Annotated in this window: 16 protein-coding genes; 14 read left to right on the top strand and 2 right to left on the bottom strand. The window is 67.5% G+C overall.

Going from position 1 to position 18147, the window contains the following annotated elements:
• The first annotated feature begins 63 nt into the window (after window positions 1–63).
• From rpoZ to K8940_RS13225, 3 genes are all read left to right on the top strand, one after another.
• Window positions 64–423: a DNA-directed RNA polymerase subunit omega gene (gene rpoZ / locus K8940_RS13235; RefSeq protein ID WP_047413437.1), complete on the top strand. Its 360-nt coding sequence runs from the start codon at window positions 64–66 to the stop codon at window positions 421–423.
• Window positions 424–533: 110 nt separating this feature from the next.
• Window positions 534–2744, top strand: a complete 2211-nt coding sequence (locus K8940_RS13230) for a RelA/SpoT family protein (RefSeq protein WP_223390426.1) — start codon at window positions 534–536, stop codon at window positions 2742–2744.
• Window positions 2745–2816: 72 nt separating this feature from the next.
• On the top strand, window positions 2817–3881 hold the full coding sequence (locus K8940_RS13225) for an alpha/beta hydrolase (RefSeq protein ID WP_223390425.1): 1065 nt from the start codon (window positions 2817–2819) through the stop codon (window positions 3879–3881).
• Here K8940_RS13225 and K8940_RS13220 read toward each other — a convergent pair.
• Window positions 3878–4288 carry an NUDIX domain-containing protein gene (locus K8940_RS13220; RefSeq protein WP_223390424.1) on the bottom strand — a complete coding sequence of 137 codons (411 nt, stop codon included), beginning with the start codon at window positions 4286–4288 and terminating at the stop codon, window positions 3878–3880. The genes K8940_RS13225 and K8940_RS13220 overlap by 4 nt on opposite strands.
• Window positions 4289–4369: 81 nt before the next feature.
• On the opposite strand from K8940_RS13220, the gene pyrE reads away from it, so the two are divergent.
• The 5 genes from pyrE to rnc all read left to right on the top strand — a co-directional run bounded on the left by pyrE (window position 4370) and on the right by rnc (window position 7782).
• Entirely contained in the window at window positions 4370–4954 is a 585-nt protein-coding gene (pyrE, locus tag K8940_RS13215) for an orotate phosphoribosyltransferase (protein WP_010919429.1), read from the top strand.
• Window positions 4955–4957: 3 nt separating this feature from the next.
• Window positions 4958–5713: a pyridoxine 5'-phosphate synthase gene (locus K8940_RS13210; protein WP_223390423.1), complete on the top strand. Its 756-nt coding sequence runs from the start codon at window positions 4958–4960 to the stop codon at window positions 5711–5713.
• Window positions 5710–6132: a holo-ACP synthase gene (acpS, locus tag K8940_RS13205; protein ID WP_223390422.1), complete on the top strand. Its 423-nt coding sequence runs from the start codon at window positions 5710–5712 to the stop codon at window positions 6130–6132. The genes K8940_RS13210 and acpS overlap by 4 nt, the downstream gene beginning before the upstream one ends.
• A 99-nt stretch (window positions 6133–6231) precedes the next feature.
• Window positions 6232–7077, top strand: coding sequence for a signal peptidase I (gene lepB, locus K8940_RS13200; RefSeq protein WP_223390421.1), 846 nt, complete (start codon window positions 6232–6234; stop codon window positions 7075–7077).
• Window positions 7078–7086: 9 nt separating this feature from the next.
• Window positions 7087–7782, top strand: a complete 696-nt coding sequence (gene rnc / locus K8940_RS13195) for a ribonuclease III (protein WP_223390420.1) — start codon at window positions 7087–7089, stop codon at window positions 7780–7782.
• Window positions 7783–7805: 23 nt separating this feature from the next.
• Here rnc and K8940_RS13190 read toward each other — a convergent pair whose 3' ends face one another.
• On the bottom strand, window positions 7806–9989 hold the full coding sequence (locus K8940_RS13190; protein WP_223390419.1) for a TonB-dependent receptor: 2184 nt from the start codon (window positions 9987–9989) through the stop codon (window positions 7806–7808).
• A gap of 217 nt (window positions 9990–10206) precedes the next feature.
• On the opposite strand from K8940_RS13190, the gene era reads away from it, so the two are divergent.
• The 6 genes from era to K8940_RS13160 all read left to right on the top strand — a co-directional run bounded on the left by era (window position 10207) and on the right by K8940_RS13160 (window position 18145).
• A complete protein-coding gene (gene era, locus K8940_RS13185) occupies window positions 10207–11157 on the top strand; it encodes a GTPase Era (protein WP_223390418.1) in 951 nt (316 codons plus the stop codon).
• Complete coding sequence (locus K8940_RS13180; protein WP_223390417.1) at window positions 11150–12019, top strand: arylamine N-acetyltransferase family protein; 870 nt, start codon at window positions 11150–11152, stop codon at window positions 12017–12019. Before era ends, K8940_RS13180 begins: the two co-directional genes overlap by 8 nt.
• Entirely contained in the window at window positions 12020–12751 is a 732-nt protein-coding gene (gene recO, locus K8940_RS13175) for a DNA repair protein RecO (RefSeq protein WP_223390416.1), read from the top strand.
• Window positions 12752–12803: 52 nt separating this feature from the next.
• On the top strand, window positions 12804–14390 hold the full coding sequence (locus tag K8940_RS13170) for an alkaline phosphatase D family protein (RefSeq protein WP_223390415.1): 1587 nt from the start codon (window positions 12804–12806) through the stop codon (window positions 14388–14390).
• A gap of 61 nt (window positions 14391–14451) precedes the next feature.
• Window positions 14452–16731: a DNA topoisomerase IV subunit A gene (parC, locus tag K8940_RS13165; RefSeq protein WP_223390414.1), complete on the top strand. Its 2280-nt coding sequence runs from the start codon at window positions 14452–14454 to the stop codon at window positions 16729–16731.
• Window positions 16732–16741: 10 nt separating this feature from the next.
• Window positions 16742–18145 (top strand): serine hydrolase domain-containing protein, encoded by a 1404-nt coding sequence (locus K8940_RS13160; protein WP_223390413.1) that lies wholly within the window; start codon window positions 16742–16744, stop codon window positions 18143–18145.
• Window positions 18146–18147: the final 2 nt, after the last annotated feature.

Here is an 18147-nt window from a genome sequence, read left to right as displayed (position 1 = left end):
GGCGTTGCGTGTCGCCGCACGGAAGCCTATTTTGCGATTGCTAATTCGCAGCCCGAGGAACTCATGGCCCGCGTCACCGTCGAAGATTGCGTTGAGAAGGTTCCGAACCGCTTCTCGCTGGTTCTGCTGTCGGCGCACCGCGCGCGCGGCATTTCGGCGGGCGCGGCCCTGATGGTCGACCGCGACAACGACAAGAACCCGGTCGTCGCTCTGCGCGAGATCGCCGACGACGTGATCGACCACGAGGCCCTGAAGGAACACCTCATCAGCACGCTGCAACGCGTCGATGAGCACACCGAGGCCGAGGAAGAGGCCGAGACCCTGGCCCTGCTGGCCGATCCCAGCCACATGCAGATGAGCGAACTGGAACTGGTCCGCGCTCTGCAGAGCGACCGCGATGGCGGCCAGGAGGAGCGGTACTGAGCCCCGAAGGCGCAGACCCTCTGACCCTCGAAGCGGCCACGCCGACCGCTCCGTCTGAACGCGCGCCCGACGCCCCGTCCAAGGAAGGGGAGCCGGGCGCGTCTTCGTCTGTGGCTCCGGCCGCCGCCGCGCCTAAGCCGCGGCCCAAGTTTCTTCGCCAATACGAACTGATCGAGCGGGTCCACGCCTACGACCCGACGGCCGACGAGGCGCTGCTGAACCGCGCCTATGTCTACGCCATGCGCATGCATGGCTCGCAGACCCGGGCTAGCGGCGACCCCTACTACGCCCACCCGATCGAGGTGGCGGGCATCCTCACCGAGTACCGGCTGGACACCGCGACCATCGTCACGGCCCTTCTGCACGACGTGATCGAGGACACCCCGGTCACCAAGGAAGAGATCGCCAAGCTGTTCGGCGACGAGATCGCCGAGCTGGTCGAGGGCGTCACCAAGCTGTCGAAGCTGGAACTGCAGGCCGAGCACACCCGCCAGGCCGAGAACCTGCGCAAGTTCATTCTGGCCATCTCCAAGGACGTCCGCGTCCTGCTGGTCAAGCTAGCCGACCGTCTGCACAACATGCGGACGCTGCATTACATCAAGAACCAGGCCAAGCGCGAACGGATCGCTCGCGAGACGCGCGACATCTACGCGCCGCTGGCCCGCAACATCGGCTGTCATCGCATCTGTGTGGAGCTGGAGGAGCTCAGCTTCCAGCATACCAATCCGGTCGCCCGCGACGCCATCATCCGGCGCCTTGACGCGTTGCGCGAGGAGCAGGGCGGGGCGGTGGCCCTGGTCAGCCAGGAAATCTCGGCGCGCCTGGAATCGTCCAACCTGCCGGCCCGCGTGTTCGGCCGCGAGAAGTCGCCCTATTCGATCTGGCGCAAGCTGCAGCGGAAATCGATCGGCTTCTCGCAGATGTCGGACATCTACGCGTTCCGCGTGATCGTCGACAGCGAAGAGGACTGCTACCGCGCCCTGGGCGTCGTGCACCGAGCCTGGTCCAGCGTCCCCGACCGCTTCAAGGACTACATCTCGACGCCGAAGCGGAACAACTACCGCTCGCTGCACACCACGGTCGTGGGGCCGCGCGGCATGCGCATCGAGATGCAGATCCGCACCGAGGCCATGGACCGCGTCAACGAAGAGGGCGTCGCCGCCCACTTCCGCTACAAGGACGCCTCATACGGCCTCGACCTGGAAGGCATGGAAGCCGCCGGCGGTCGTGATCCGCTGGCCAACCTGCGCCAGCTGGTCCAGGTTCTGGAGCATGGCGGCGACAGCGAAGAACTGGTCGAGCACGCCAAGCTCGAGATGTTCCTCGACCAGGTGTTCGTCTTCACGCCCAAGGGCAAGCTGGTCAGCCTGCCGCGCGGGGCGATGCCGCTGGACTTCGCTTACGCCGTCCACACCGACGTGGGCGACACTTGCATCGGCGTGAAGATCAACGGCGAGCTGAAGCCGCTGCGCACGCCGCTGGTCAATGGCGACGTGGTCGAGGTGGTGCGCGGCTCCAAACCCGTGGTGCCGCCGGACTGGCGCTCGCTGACGGTGACGGGCCGGGCGCGTTCCGCCATCCGCCGGCACATCCGCCAGACCGAGAAGGAAGAGTTCCTGCGCCTGGGCAAGGCTTCGCTGGAACAGGTCTTCGAACGCGCCGGCAAGCGGCTGAAGGACGTGTCGCTGCGGCCGATCCTGGAACGCTTCGCCCTGGAGACCGAGGAGACGCTGTTCGACGCCGTGGGCCGAGGTCGCGTATCGCCCAGCCAGGTGCTGGAGACGGCCTATCCGGGCATGAAGGACGCCGACCGCGAGGCCGCGACGGCGCGGCGCAAGATCGAGGGCGGCCAAGACGCCGCGCAGCTCTATGTGCGCGGCGGCGGCCTGACCCCGGGCGTCTCGCTGCACTTCGCCCATTGCTGCAGCCCGGTGCCGGGCGACCGCATCGTCGGCATCCTGCGCGAGGACGGGGAGGGGCTGGACGTCCACACGATCGACTGCCCGCGCCTGGCCGAGTTCGAGGACCGCGAGGAGCTGTGGCGGGACCTGAACTGGACGCCCGAGGCTGAGCGCTCGACCATCTCCCTGACCCGCCTGCACGCCACGATCCAGAACGCCCCGGGCGTGCTGGGCCAGGTCTGCACGATCATCGGCGAGGCCGGCGGCAACATCGTCAACCTGCGCATGCACCATCGGCAGAGCGATTTCTTCGACACCGATATCGATGTCGAGGTGCGAGACGCCAAGCACCTGACCAACATCTCGGCCGCCCTGCGGGCCTGCCCGTCGGTCGAGACCGTGGATCGGACGCGCGGCTAGTCCTTCGGCTGAGCAGTTGCTGAATTCCCGCTAGAGATGCATCGTTCTCGCCGACGAAAGTCGGGAGGGATGATGGTTAGCGTGCGGGTGCATTTCGTTACCAACCGGAACCTGGAGACCAGCGGGGGCGGTCGCAACTTCGGCCCGCACTTCAATCCCGATGGCGTGGCGGCCCTGCGATTCGGCTATGTCGACTTCGCCGAGGCCGAGACCACGTTCAAGCCCGCCAATGTCCACGTCTATCCGGAAGGGCGGCTCGACCCGGATTCCCAGGTCGATCCGGACATCACCAAGACCGGCGGCGGCAAGTTTCTGGAAGCGCTCCACGCGATGATGAGCGGCGAGGCCCAGAAGGACGCGCTAGTCTTCATCCACGGCTTCAATGTCGGCTTCGGCGAAGCGATCGAGGCCGGCGCCAAGCTGGCCCGGGAGATCCGCGTCGACGCAGTCGCGGGCGCGTCGGGCGAGATGTTGAACATCGTGGTGTTCAGCTGGCCGTCGGAAGGCCAGAAGGTGCCGTACATGTCCTACTACAGCGACCGGGAGGACGCGCGGGCGTCGGGGCCGGCCCTGGCCCGCGCGTTCCTGAAGCTGACCGAGTTCCTGCACCAGCTCGACCGCGAGCGATACTGTCTGCGCTCCGTCCACCTGATGGCTCACAGCATGGGCGCCTACGTTCTGCGCCAGGGCTTGCAGGCCTTGATCGCCAAGCAGCCCGACTCCCTGGTGCGGGTGTTCGACCAGATCCTGCTGGCGTCGCCCGACGAGGACGACGACACGTTCGAGCACGACACCAAGCTCAAGCTCCTGCCCCGTCTGGCCAAGCGGGTGACGGTCTATTTCAATCCCAAGGACAGGGCGCTCTGGATTTCGGACAAGACCAAGACCAACCCCGATCGGTTGGGCGCGGACGGCGCGCGACTGGTGGACCTGCTGCCCAAGAAGGTCGTCATGGTCGACTGCCGCCGGGTAGCCGGCGTGGCCGATCCCAAGGTCGAGCACAGCTACTACGTCAGGAGCCCGGCGATGAGCGCGGACATCGCCAGGACGCTGGCCGGCCTCGATACCGACGAGATCGGCAATCGCGAATACGTGCCAGAACGGCGGGTCTGGCGGATCCAGCGGGAACTGGCTTAGGGCGTCGCGCTCAGGGCGTCGACCGCGTCCCGCGTCGCCGCCGTCAGGGGCGAGGGCAGGGCGTCCAGCGGGAACCAGCCCCAGTCGTGCATGGCGTGGGCTTCCTGGATCGCCGGCTCGCCGGTGAAGCCCTCGACGCGGTAGGTGATCGCCACCCAGTGATAGTCCGGCGCGACCATGTCGGTGACCGCCAGGACGCGGCCGGCGGTGATCCGGATGCCGAGTTCCTCCTCGATCTCGCGTTCGGCGCAGGTCTTGGCGGCCTCGCCCCAATCGAGCTTGCCGCCGGGCACGCCCCAGTGGTCGGCCTCGGGATTCTTGACGCGCTTGACCAGCAGCAGGCGGCCCTGGGCGTCGAGGACGGCCGCGCCGCAGCCGATGCGGGGACGTTGGAGTTCTTCGGTCATGCGCCGCGTAGAGCCTGAAACGTCGCCGCGAGGCAAGCCGGCGTTTGAAGACTCAGCCTCCAGCTTCTATATCCGTCGCTCATGACCAACGACGACGTCCTCGATGAATTCCGCGCCGCCGGCGCTCTCCGTGAAGGCCACTTCGTGCTGTCCTCCGGCCTGCACAGCCCGGTCTTTCTGCAGAAGAACCTGGTGTTCATGCGCCCCGAGCGCTGCGAGCGCCTGTGCAAGGCCCTGGCCCAGAAGATCATCGCCACCGTCGGCCAGGTCGACGTCGCCGTCTCGCCGGCCGTCGGCGGCATCATCCCCGGCTACGAGACCGCCCGTCACCTGAACGTGCCGTCGATCTATGTCGAGCGCGAGGGCGGCGGCTTCAAGTTCCGTCGCGGCTTCCACCTCGAGCCCGGCCAGAAGGTCGTGATGGTCGAGGACATCGTCACCACGGGCCTGTCGTCGCGCGAGTGCATCCAGGCGATCAAGGACGCCGGCGGCGACGTCGTGGCGGCCGCCTGCATCGTCGACCGCTCGGGCGGCAAGGCCGATGTCGGCGTGCCGCTGATCGCCCTGGCCAGCCTGGAAGTGCCGGCCTATCCCGCCGACGCCCTGCCGCCGGAACTGGCGGCCATTCCGATCGAAGATCCCGGCAGTCGCCGGCTGAAGGGCTGAACCATGCTGCGTCTGGGCGTCAACATCGACCACGTGGCGACGATCCGGAACGCGCGCGGTTCCTCCTACCCCGAGCCGGTCCGGGCCGCCGAGCTGGCCCTGGCCGCCGGGGCCGACGGCATCACCGCCCACCTGCGCGAGGATCGCCGGCACATCAGCGACGCCGACATCGCCGTCCTGACCGACCTCTGCCATAAGCGCGGCAAGCCGCTGAACTTCGAGATGGCCGTGACCGACGAGATGGTCGGCATCGCGATCGGCGCGCGCCCGCACGCCGCCTGCCTGGTTCCCGAGCGCCGCGAGGAGGTCACCACCGAGGGCGGCCTGGACGTGGTCAAGGGGCTGAACCGGATCACCGACGCCACGGCCCGGCTGCGCACCGTCGGCGCCCGGGTCTCGCTGTTCATCGAGCCTGATCCCGCCCAGATCCGCGCCTCGGCCGCCGCCGGCGCCCAGGTGATCGAGCTGCACACCGGCGCCTATTGCGACGCTGCCCGCGAGGGCCATGCCGAGCGGGCCGAGGCGATCCTGGAGCGCCTGAAGGCCGGCGCGGCCCTGGCCGTCGAGCTGGGTCTGGAAGTCCACGCCGGCCACGGCATCGACTACGCTACGGTCAAGCCGATCGCCGCCATCCCGCAGATCGCCGAGCTGAACATCGGCCACTTCCTGATCGGCGAGGCGATCTTCGTCGGCCTGCCGCAGGCCATCCAGCGGATGCGGGCCCTGATGGACGCGGCCAGGCTGGAGATCGCGGCGTGATCATCGGGATCGGCTCGGACCTGTGCGACATCCGCCGGATCGAGAAATCCCTCGAACGCTTCGGCGACCGCTTCACCAACAAGGTCTTCACCGAGATCGAGCGTCGGCGGTCCGAACGCAAACCCGACCGCGCCTCCAGCTACGCCAAGCGCTTCGCCGCCAAGGAAGCCTGTTCCAAGGCGTTGGGCACGGGCTTGAAGCGCGGCGTGCACTTGGCCGGCATGGGCGTCGTCAACCTGCCCTCGGGCAAGCCGACCATGGCCCTGACCGGCGGCGCCCTGGAGCGCCTGAAGGACATGACCCCGCCCGGCATGGAGGCGGTGATCCACCTGTCGCTGACCGACGACCACCCGTACGCGCAGGCCTTCGTGATCATCGAGGCTTTACCGGCGGGCCAGCTGGTCCAACCTTCGCCGTAAAGCCGGTCTAACGCGCCACACTTGCTCCTGTAGCCAAGCCCGTCTAGCAAAGCCGAACCGGTTCGCCGGATATCCATTCTCGAAGAGCCCAGCGCCCGCATGAACGACGCCGCCGACGACATCACGCCGCCCGAAGAGAAGGGCGCCGTCGCCGAGTTGATCGAGATCATCAAGACCGTCGCCTACGCCCTGGGTATCGCCCTGGTGCTGCGCGTCCTGCTGTTCCAGCCCTTCACGATCCCGTCGGCCTCGATGGAGCCGAACCTCTACCAGGGCGACTACATCATCGTGTCGAAGTTCAGCTATGGCTGGAGCAAGCACTCGATCCCGTTCAGCCCACCGATCATCAAGGGGCGGATCCTGGGCCATGAGCCTCGTCGCGGCGACATCATCGTCTTCAAGCTGCCGCGCGACAATCGCACCGACTACATCAAGCGCCTGATCGGCCTGCCGGGCGACAAGGTTCAGGTTCGCGGCGGTCAGGTCTACATCAACGGCAAGGCCTTGCCGCGTAAGGAGCAGGCCCCGGCCCTGGTCGACACCGGCTACGGCTTCACCCAGCAGGTCCAGCGCTTCCAGGAAACCAATCCGGAAGGCCGCCAATACGACACCCAGGACTTCGGTCCGGACAGCCGGGGCGACAACACGGGCGTCTATACCGTGCCCGCCGGCTGCTACTTCTTCATGGGCGACAATCGCGACAACTCGGCCGACAGCCGCTTCGACCCGGGCGTCTCGCCGTTCAAGGAGAGCGCCTGCAAGTGGGACTACGAGCTGGACCAGTACATTGGCGACGAGGTCGGGGTCGGCTTCGTTCCGGCCGAGAACCTGGTCGGCCGCGCCCAGATCATCCTGCTGTCGTGGAGCGCCGAGGCCAGCCTGTTCAAGCCGTGGACGTGGTTCCTGAACGCGCGTCCCAGCCGCTTCTTCCACGTGCTGAAGTGATCTCGCGTCATGGATAGACGGGTCGCCGCCGTCGGCGACCTGGAGCGCCGGATCGGCCATCGGTTCAACGACCGCGAACTGCTCGAACGCGCCCTGACGCACGCCAGCGTTGGGGATGGCGCCAAGAAGGTCCGCGACAACGAGGTGCTGGAGTTCATCGGCGACCGCGTCCTGGGCCTGTTGGCCGCCGAGGCCCTGGCCCAGCGGTTTCCCAAGGCCAAGGAAGGCGAGCTGGCGCCGCGCCTGAACGCCCTGGTCAGCCGCGAGACCTGCGCTCGTGTCGCCAAGGCGGCCGAGCTGGGTCCGGCCCTGCGCCTGTCGGCCTCGTCCAGCAAGATCGGCGGCCGCGAGACGGAATCCATCCTGGCCGGCGCCACCGAGGCCCTGATGGCCGCCCTCTACCAGGACGGCGGCCTGGACGCCGCTCGCCGCGTCTTCCTGACCCTGTGGACCGACGAGTTCGACCGGGCGGGGGAGGGGCGGCCGCGCGATCCCAAGACCGCGCTGCAGGAGTGGGCGCAAGGCAAGGGCCGGCCGCTGCCGACCTACCGCGTCCTCGACCGCACGGGCCCCGACCACGCGCCAGTGTTCACCGTCGAGGTCACCGTCGTCGGCGTCGATCCGTCCATCGCCAAGGGCAAGTCCCGGCAGGAGGCCGAAAAGGCCGCCGCCAAGACGCTGCTGGAGCGCGAAGGGGCGGAGTAGGGCTCCGCCCCCGCCTGGCCCGACTAGAAGGTCCGGGTCAGGTTCAGACCGTATTGCCGTGGCGGCCCGGCATAGCGCAGGCCCGAATTGATCGCCGCGATGTAGGTCTGGTCGGTCAGGTTGGTGGCGTAGGCCGCCAGCTTCCAGTCGCCCTTCGCCCAGGTGACCAGCGCGTTGACGATGTCGCGTGATTTCAGCTGGTCGCCCAGCGCTTCGTTGTTGAAGATGGTCGTATAGGCCGGACCGATGTGGGCGTAGTCGAGTCGGGGCGTTAGGGTGGCGCCGCCGCCCAGGACGAAGGTGTACTGCGCGCCGGCGTGGAAGGTGAAGGTCGGCGCATAGGCCTGACGGTTGCCGCTCAGATTGACGCAGTTGGCGCTGGCGGGGCCGCTCGCCGGATCGCAGGTCCCCGTCCGGCCCACGCGCGGGTCGGCGCCGTAGAAGTCGCCCAACGACGAGTGCGAAACCGAGACCGCCACGTCGAAGGCCGCCGGGCCCAGCAGCGCCTGGGCCGAGCCCTCCAGGCCGTAGAGCTTGGTGTCGCCCCGGACGTTCTGGATCCGGTTGATCTGCGGGTACTGGGGGTCGCCGATGTTGACCTGGAAGCTCTTGTAGACGTTGTAGTAGACGCCCAGCTGGGTGCGCAGGCGGCCGCCCGCCAGGGTCGACTTCCATCCCGCCTCATAGTCGGTCAGGTTCTCGGGGGCGAACGCCTTGGCCGGTTGATAGAGGTTGGGTCCGTTGAGGCCGCCCATCTTGTGACCCGTGGCCACGAAGCCGTAGACGAAGTTGCTGTCGTCCAGCTTCCAGTTCAGCGTGACCTTGCCCGTCACCTTGTTGTCCTCGACCTTGGCGTTCTGCAGCAGCACGACGCCGAACTGCGGGTAGGTCGTGTAGACGTCGTCGTTGGTCGAGACCGAATGGGCGTAGCGCGCCCCGACCTGCAGCTGCAGGCGATCGCTGATGTCATAGCTGACCTGGCCGAACGCCGCCGTCGTCTCCTTGGGCGTCTTGCCCCACAGGTAGATGTCCAGGACGTTCTCGGGAAAACCGATCCGGTAGGCGCCGGTGGGATAGGTCGCGGCGGGGAATTCCACCTCGTCGTTCTGATAGTAGACACCCAGGAGCCAGTTCAGGCGCTGGTCGCCGCGCGAGAGCAGGTTGAACTCCTGCGACCAGACCTCTTCCTTGACCGTGTCATAGAAGGTGTTGTTGAGCGCGCTCGTGCCGTCGAGATCGGTCGAGAACTTGGCCGTGCCGTTCTGGTAGCCGGTGACCGACCGCAGGACGACGCCGTTGTCGAACGTGTAGCTGACGTTCAGCGATGAGCGCACGAAGGTGTCGTGCGCCGAGTTGGGCCCGTTGCTGGTGATCTTGAACGGATCGTTCTTGGACAGGGCCGGGTCGGCCGGATAGCCGCCCAGATCGATGTCGTTGTAGTCGGCCTTCAGCGTCACCTTCAGCGCCTGGCTGGGCGTCCAAAGCAGGCCCAGGCGGACGCTGTTGCTGTCGACATCGCCGGGATGGCCCTTGTAGGGGCCGGTGATGTCCCAGAAGCTGTCGCGGGTCTCGTGGTTGAAGGCCACCCGCGCGGCGAGCGTATCGCTGATCGGCAGGTTGACCGCGCCCTGGGCCTTGAAGTCCTTGTAGTTGCCGACCTGGCCCTGGACGTAGCCGTTCACGCCCCGGAAGTTGGGATCCTGCGAGCGGATGAACACGGCTCCGCCCGTGGCGTTGGCGCCGGCGAAGGTCCCTTGCGGGCCACGCAGCACCTCCAGGCTGGCGAGGTCGTAATAGGGCTCGGTCTGGAAGTATCCCGGGAAGGCGGCCACGCCGTCGCGATAGGTGATGACGCCCACGCCGACGGCGGTCGTGGCTTCGGATTTGCCGATGCCACGCACGTTGAAGAAGTTGCCCTGGCCGAAGTTCTGCACCGTCACCGACGGCGCGGCGAACTGCAGTTGATCGAGGGACGAAACGGCCTTGTTGTTCAGGTCGTCGGCGCTCAGGACCGTGGCCGCGACGGCCGTGGTCTGCAGGTTGGTCGTCCGTCGCTCGGCGGTGACCACCACCTCGCCCAGGACGGCGGGTTCATCGGCCCGCTTGGACGCCGTCTCCGACTTCGAAGTCGCGGCCTCCTGGCCATGCGCCATGCCCGCCCACAGCAACATCGCGGCGGACGCCGACAACCAGAGCTCTCGTCTCATGGTCATTCCCCTCTTGGATGCTTCCTCCGGCGCTCTGACGGCACCCACGACGCGACCGTCCCACTAAACGGAACGGGCGTCAATATTCACGCTCGCGAGAGTGAATGTATGGCGTTCGCGTTTTCGGGGCGCAGGCCCGACGGATCCGGATATCCGCCACCGTCGTGCGCCGGCCCTCGCTACCGCCGAACCCCTATCGGTGCTACACGCACCCCCAATGACTGACACCACTCCCAAGACTCGCGCCGGTTTCGCGGCGATCATCGGCGCGCCCAACGCCGGCAAGTCCACCCTGGTCAACCGCATGGTCGGGGCCAAGGTCTCGATCGTGACCCAGAAGGTCCAGACCACTCGGTTCCCCGTGCGCGGGGTCGCGATCGAGGGCGATACGCAGATCGTTCTCGTCGACACCCCCGGGATCTTCAGCCCGCGCCGTCGCCTGGACCGCGCCATGGTCCGCTCGGCCTGGGCCGGCTCGGAAGAGGCCGAGGCCACGGTCCATCTGGTCGACGTCCAGGCCGAACTGGCCAGCCGCGCCGACAAGGCCACCCCGGGTGAATACCGCTCGGCCCAGGACGTCCAGACCATCATCGAGGGCCTGAAGGCCGCCAATCGCAAGGTCATTCTGGCGCTGAACAAGATCGACGGGATCAAGCGCGACACCCTGCTGGCCGTGGCCAAGGACTTCTTCGACACCGGCGTCTACACCGACGTCTTCATGATCAGCGCCTCGACCGGCGCGGGCGTCGAGGACCTGACCGCCAAACTCGTTTCGATGATGCCGGAAGGCCCCTGGCTCTATCCGGAAGACCAGACCGCCGACCTGCCGGCCCGCCTGCTGGCCGCCGAGATCACCCGCGAGAAGGTCTATCTGCGCGTCCACGAGGAACTGCCCTACGCGGCCACGGTCGAGACGACCGCCTTCGAGGAGCGCAAGGACGGCAGCGTCCGCATCGAGCAGACCATCCTGGTCGAGCGCGAGGGCCAGCGGGTCATCGTGATCGGTAAGGGGGGCCAGACCTTGAAGTGGATCGGCCAGGCCTCGCGCGAGGAACTGTGCGAGATCCTCGACCGCAAGGTTCATTTGTTCCTTCACGTGAAGGTCAAGGAGAACTGGGCCGAGGAACGCGGCCTGTTCAGCGACATCGGCCTGGATTTCGATGTTTGACGCCCAGATAGGCAATGAGGGGGCGGCCGCGGCCGTCGACCTGAACGCCTATTTCGAGCGGATCGGGTACGACGGCCCATGCGAGCCCACGATGGCGACCCTGTGCGCCATCACCCGCCTGCACCCGGACGCTATCCCGTTCGAGAACCTCGACGTCCTGCTGGGACGCGGAATCAGCCTCGCGCCGGCCGATGTCGCCGCCAAGCTGATCACCGCCGGACGAGGCGGATACTGCTACGAACAGAACGGTCTCCTGAAGCGCTCGCTGGAAGGCGTCGGCTTCCAGGTTCAGGGCCTGATCGCCCGGGTGCAATGGATGCAGCCGAAAGGTGCGCCGCCGCGCCCGCGTTCGCACATGGTGCTGGGCGTGACGCTGGAGGGGGAGACCTGGCTGGTCGACGCCGGCTTCGGCGGCTGCGTGCTGACCGCGCCTCTGCGGCTCTTCTCCGATGCAGTACAGGAGACGCCGCACGGCCGGTTCCGCATCGTCGACGTTCAGACCGGCGGTGTCGTCGAGCGCCAGGTTCAAGCCGACCTCTCGGGCCATTGGTCGCCGCTGTACCAGGTCGCACAGGGCGCCTGGACCGACATCGACTACGAGCAAGTCAACTACTTCACCTATACGCACCCCAGCTCGCACTTCACCTGGAGCATGACCGTCGGACGCACCACGGCGACGGCCCGCTATGCCCTGAAGAACAACCGCTTCACCCAGCGCGACGTCACCGGCGCCCTGGTCGAGCAACGCGACCTCACTGTCGAAGAGCTGGAAGCGACCCTGCGCGACGTGATCGGCCTGCCGGTCGGGGCCGGTTGGCGGCCGGTGCTGGAGAAGGTCGTGGCGTGGGGGACCGCCGTCTAGATGGAGTGGGAGGACGAAGCCTACGTCCTCTCGGCCCGCTCGCATGGCGAGACGGGGGCCATCGTCGAGCTTCTCACCCAGGATCGCGGCAAGTTCGCCGCCCACGTGGCCGGCGCGGCTTCGCGGCGGGTGAAGCCTTTCCTGCAGCCGGGCGCGCGGGTCATCGCGCGCTATCGCGCCCGGGTCTCGGACCAGCTGGGTTCGGCCACCCTGGAGCCGATGGGCGAGGGGCCTTCGTCCCTGTTCGACGATCGCCTTGCGTTGGCCGGTCTATCGGCGGCCGCTTCGGTCGCGGCGTCCGCCCTGCCGGAGCGCGAGGCCCATCCGGGCGCCTTCCACGCGCTGGAGGCCCTGATCCGCGTGTTGGAGATCCCCGAGATCTGGCCGGCGGTCTATGTCCGCTATGAGGCGGGGCTGCTGCAGGAGCTGGGCTTCGGCTTGGATCTCTCCAAGTGCGCCGCCACCGGGAGCTTCGACGACCTCGTCTATGTCAGCCCGCGCACCGGTCGCGCCGTCAGCCGCCAGGCCGGCCGGCCCTATCACGACAAGCTGCTGCCGCTGCCGCCGTTCATGCTGTCCTCGCAGGGCGGCCTGAGCGAAGGCGACGTAAAGGCCGGCCTCGACATCACCGGCCATTTCCTCGAGCAGTTCGTATTCGGCCCGCTGAACCGTCCGCTGCCGCCGGCGCGGGTCTGGCTGCTGGATCGCCTCAGCGAAGCCGGCAGGCTTTAAGAACCGTCACATACGGGCGCTATCGGCGGAACTTCAGTTCCGGAGTCCCGCCATGTCCGTCCTCGACCGCTACGCCCTCAGCCGTCGTCGCCTGCTGACCGCTTTCGGCGCCTCGGCCGTCACGGCGCTGTCGATCCCGCTGGAGAGTCGGGCCGCCCTGGCCCAGGCGGTGTTCAAGACCTATCCGTTCCAGCTGGGCGTGGCCTCGGGGGATCCGTCGCCGGACGGCTTCGTGATCTGGACCCGCCTGGCGCCCGAACCGTTCGAGATCGGCTACGGCATGCCGATGGCCCCGGTCGCGGTCGATTGGGAAGTCGGCGACAGTCCGAATTTCAAGACCATCGTCGCCAAGGGGACGGCGATCGCGCCGCCAGAGTTGGGCCACGCGGTCCACGTTGAGGTCGGCGGGCTGCAGCCGGGGCGCGACTACTGGTACCGCTTCACCGCCGGCCGCGACCGCAGCGTGGCGGGCCGAGCCCGCACCACGCCGGCCCTGGGGGCGGCGCTGGACCGCGTCCGCTTCGCCGTCGCCGGCTGCCAGAACTACGAGACCGGCTACTACACGGCCTATCGCCGTTTGGCGGAGGATAACCCCGACTTCGTCTTCTGCTACGGCGATTACATCTACGAGGGCCGCGGCAGCCGGATCACGCCCAACGGCGGGCGACCGATCGAGAACATCCGCCAGCACTTCGGCGACGAGATCTACGCCCTGGACGACTACCGCCGTCGCTACGCCCAGTACAAGCTGGACGCCGACCTGCAGGCCGCCCACGCCGCCGCGCCGTGGTTCACGGTCTGGGACGACCATGAGACCGACAACAACTGGGTCGGCGACCTCGACCAGGACGGCACGGACCCCAAGCTGTTCAACCTGCGTCGCCAGGCGGCCGTCCAGGCCTATTACGAGAACATGCCGCTGCGGGCTTCCAGCTTCCCGGTCGGCACGTCCTTGCAGATCTACCGCCGCGCCGCCTACGGCCAGCTGCTGAACCTCAATCTGCTGGACACCCGCCAGTTCCGCACCGACCAGCCTTGCAACGACAAGCAATCTTGGTGTGACGCCGTTACCGCGCCCAAGGCCGAGGTCATCGGGGCGATGCAAGAGAAGTGGCTGATGGGCGGTCTGACCAGCTCGAAGGCGACCTGGAATATCCTGGCCCAGCAGGTGATGATGATGGACCTGGACCGCGATCCGGGGCCTGGCGTCGAGGTTAGTTCGGACTCCTGGGCCGGCTACCGCATCCCGCGCGGACGGCTGCTCTCCAAGATCCGCGACGCCAAGGTCGGCAATGTCGTGGTCCTGACCGGCGACGAGCACCAGAACTTCGCCGGCGACCTCTTTGTCGACGGGGCCAGGCACGAGGGCGCGCCGATCGCCTCGGAGTTCGTGATCACCTCGATCAGCTCGGGCGGGGACGGAAACGACCAGCGCGACGACTTCGCCAAGATCCAGGCGGCCAACCCGATCCTGAAGTTCAACAACAACCAGCGCGGCTACGCGATCTGCGACGTGACGCCCAAGGCCTTCGTCACCGAGTTCAAGGTGCTGGACGCGGTCACCCGCAAGGATGGAAAGCTGTCGACGCGGGCGAAATGGGCGCTGGAGGCCGGAAAACCGGGGATCTTTGGGGCCTGAGCGGTCGAATCGTCGAGGGGATTTCTGCTAGGGTCGTTACCCGGAGTAACGAATCCCCTCGATGAACAAACCTGTCCTTCCTCCTGGCGGCCCCGGCGACGGCGACCGCATCCTCGACGAGCCCCTGACCGAGGCCCTCTCGCGGCGCTATCTGGCCTATGCGCTCTCGACGATCGGCTCGCGGGCGCTGCCCGACGTGCGCGATGGCCTGAAGCCCGTGCACCGTCGCGTGCTGTACGCGATGAGCAACATGCGCCTGAACCCCGAGTCCGCCGCGCGCAAGTGCGCCAAGGTGGTCGGCGAGGTCATGGGTAATTTCCACCCGCACGGCGACCAGTCGATCTACGACGCCCTGGTGCGCCTGGCGCAGGAGTTCTCGCAGCGCATCCCGCTGGTCGAGGGGCAAGGCAACTTCGGCAATATCGACGGCGATAGCGCCGCGGCCATGCGCTACACCGAGTGCAAGATGACGGAAGCGGCGACGCTTCTGCTGGACGGCATCGACGAGGACGCGGTCGACTTCCGGCCCACCTATGACGGTCAGGATGAGGAGCCGGTGGTTCTGCCGTCGGGGTTCCCGAACCTGCTGGCCAACGGCTCGTCCGGCATCGCCGTCGGCATGGCCACCTCGATCCCGCCGCATAACGCCGCCGAGCTGATCGACGCCTGCCACCTGCTGCTGGCCAATCCCGACGCCACGACCGAGGACCTGCTGGAAAAGGTCCCGGGGCCAGACTTCCCGACCGGCGGCGTGATCGTCGAATCCCGCGCGTCCTTGCTCGAGACCTACGAGACCGGTCGCGGCGGCGTGCGCATCCGCGCCAAATGGGAGAAGGAAGACACCGGTCGCGGCACCTACCAGATCGTCGTCACCGAGATTCCGTACCAGGTGAAGAAGTCGGACCTGGTCGAGCAACTGGCCGACCTGATCGACAGCAAGAAGGCCGCCCTGCTGGGCGACGTCCGCGACGAGAGCGCCGAGGACATCCGCCTGGTGCTCGAGCCGAAGTCCAAGAACGTCGAGCCTGAAGTGCTGATGGAGAGCCTGTTCAAGCTCTCGGCGCTGGAGAGCCGCTTCCCGGTCAATATCAACGTGCTGGACGCGCGCGGTACGCCCGGCGTGATGGGCATCAAGCAGGCCTTGATGGCCTTCCTGGCCCACCGCCGCGAGGTGCTGACCCGCCGGGCCCGCCACCGCCTGGCCAAGATCGAAGCCCGTCTGCACATCCTGGACGGTCTGCTGATCGCCTATCTGAACCTCGACGAGGTCATTCGGATCGTCCGCTACGAGGACAAGCCGAAAGAGAAGCTGATCGAGGCCTTCAAGCTCTCGGAGATCCAGGCCGACGCCATCCTCAACACCCGTCTGCGCCAGCTGGCCAAGCTGGAGGAGATGGAGATCCGCCGCGAGCACGCCGAACTGGTGGAGGAGCGCGACGGGATCCTGGCCATGCTGGCTAGCGACGAGAAGCAGTGGAAGCTGGTGGGCGTGGGCCTGAGCCAGGTCCGCGAGGCCCTGCTGAAGATCAAGCACCCGCTGGACAAGGGCGGCCGTCCGACCGGGGTGACCGGTCGCTCGATCTTCGCCGACGCTCCGGTCGTCGACGCCGACGCCGCCATCGAGGCGATGATCGTCCGCGAGCCGATCACGATCATCCTGTCGGAACGCGGCTGGATCCGCGCCGCAAAGGGCAAGATCGACGATCCGTCCGAGCTGAAGTTCAAGGAAGGCGACAAGCTGGGCTTCCTGGTCCCGGCCGAGACCACCGACAAGCTGCTGATTTTCTCCAGCGACGGCCGTTTCTTCACCCTGGGCTGCGACAAGCTTCCCAGCGCGCGGGGTCATGGCGAGCCGGTGCGGATGATGATCGAGCTGGACGACAAGGTGAAGATCGTCGACGTCTTCCCGTTCAAGGCCGGCCGCAAGCGCATTCTGGCCTCGAAGTTGGGTTATGGCTTCCTGATGCCCGAGGAAGAAGCCCTGGCCAACCGCAAGGCCGGCAAGCAGGTCCTGACCGTCGACGCCGCCGGCGCGGCCTTCTGCATGGAGGCCGTGGGCGACCAACTGGCCGTCATCGGCGACAACGGCAAGATCCTGATCTTCCCGCTGGAGGAACTGCCGGAAATGCCGCGCGGCAAGGGCGTCAAGCTGCAGTCCTACCGCGAGGGGGGCTTGCGCGACGGCCTGTCGTTCAACGCCGAGACCGGCGCCTATTGGATCGACACCGCCGGCCGCCGCCGCGACTGGGCGGAGTGGAAGGAATGGGTCGGCCGCCGGGCGGGCGCGGGCAAACTGGCGCCGCGGGGCTTCGCCACCAACAAGCGGTTCAAGCCGAAATGAAGCTGGCCAAATGAGCGTTAGGAGGTTGCGTCGCCGCGCGCTGAGCGTTCTCGCCAGTGTCTTCGGCTGCGCGGCCATCGTCGCGACCCCGGCTCTGGCCTTGCCCAAGGGCAAGCCGGAGGACCTGGGTTTCAGCGCCGAGCGCCTGAGGCGCCTGGATGAGCACATGCAGGCGATGGTGACCAATGGCCAGGTCGCCGGCGGCGTGACCCTGCTGGCCCGTCATGGCCGCGTGGTCCACGCCATGGCGTTCGGTCGCCGCGCCCTGGGCGGCGAGCCGATGCCATTCGACGCCATCTTCCGGATCCGCTCGGAGACCAAGCCGGTCACGGGCGTGGCGATGATGATCCTTTACGAGCAGGGCCTGTGGGATCTGGACGATCCAGTCAGCAAGTACGTGCCCGAGTTCGCCAACCTGCGCATCGCCACCGGCGTCGACGCGGCCGGCCAGCCGATCCTGGCCCCGGTCACGCGCCCGCCGACGATGCGCGAGCTGATGACCCACACGGCCGGCTTCGCCTATGGCTTGGCCGATGATCCCAACAGCCCGGCCGACCAGGCCTACTATCGCGCGGGCGTGCTTCAGTCGGCTTCGCTGACCGATCTGGTCCAGAAGGTCTCGGGCCTGCCGATGTTCTCCGAGCCCGGCCAGCTGTGGCGCTACAGCGTGGCGGCCGACATCCAGGGCTACATCGTCGAGAAGCTGTCGGGCGAAAGCCTACCGGTGTTCATGGAAGAGCACATCTTCGCGCCGCTGGGCATGAAGGACACCGCCTTCTTCGTTCCCGAGCAGAAGCAGCATCGCCTGGCGGCGCTGTACGATGGCGATCCCGCGACCGGCCAACTGGTCCCGGCCGTGGAGGGCGCCTGGCGCGACGTCAGCAAGCCGCCGGCCGCGCCGCTGGGGGGAGGAGGGTTGGTCTCGACCGCGGGCGACTTCGCCCGCTTCGCCCAGATGATCTTGAACAAGGGCGAACTGGGCGGTGTGCGAATCCTGAGGCCCGAGTCCGTGGCCCTGATGACTCAGAACCACCTGCCGCCGGGGTTCGTGGTGACGACTAACGGCACGACGGGGGTCCTGAAGCCGGGCCCCAAGCCATTCCCGTTCGCCGCCGGCATGGGCTATGGTCTCGACTTGGCCGTGGCGGTGGATCCGGCCGCCTCGGGCGCGCCGGTCGGCCCCGGCACGGTCAGCTGGGGCGGAAGCGCCGGCACCTGGTTCTGGATCGACCCGGTCAACGACCTGTTCTTCGTCGGCATGATCCAGCGCTTGGGCGGCGTCGGTCCGGGCCTGGACGCCCAGTCGCGGGCGCTGGTCTACCAAGCCATCGAGCGCCCGCCGCTTGTGGTTCCGCCTCCGGGACAACCGCCGACCAAGGTGGCGGCGACCACCAAGGCGACGACGGCGCGTTAAGT

The organism is Caulobacter segnis (genome assembly GCF_019931575.1).
Classification (GTDB): Bacteria; Pseudomonadota; Alphaproteobacteria; order Caulobacterales; family Caulobacteraceae; genus Caulobacter; species Caulobacter segnis_C.
Note: the sequence above shows the minus strand (reverse complement) of the source record. Positions and strands in the feature narration are given on the sequence as shown.